1 protein-coding gene is annotated in these 274 nt (G+C 58.4%); it reads left to right on the top strand.

Going from position 1 to position 274, the window contains the following annotated elements; translation table 11 throughout:
* Positions 1 to 274: 3-methyl-2-oxobutanoate hydroxymethyltransferase (locus tag Q4563_RS19785; protein ID WP_303605734.1), on the top strand; the 274-nt coding region annotated here is incomplete at both ends.

Raw genomic sequence — 274 nt, 5'->3', positions numbered from 1 at the left:
CTGGAGCAAGGCCTGGCCAGTGCCCGCGCCGTGATGCAAGCCGGTGCCCATATGGTCAAGCTGGAAGGTGATCAATGGCTTGCACCACTGATTGCCAGCCTGGCACAACAGGGAGTGCCAGTGTGTGCTCACCTTGGTCTGACGCCGCAATCAGTCAATAAGTTAGGTGGCTACCGGGTACAAGGCCGTGGTCAGTCGCATGCCGATACCATGGTGGATGCTGCGGTCACTCTGGCAGAAGCCGGGGCTGACATGATTTTACTGGAATGCGTAC

This window comes from Gilvimarinus sp. 1_MG-2023 (genome assembly GCF_030548285.1).
Note: the sequence above shows the minus strand (reverse complement) of the source record. Positions and strands in the feature narration are given on the sequence as shown.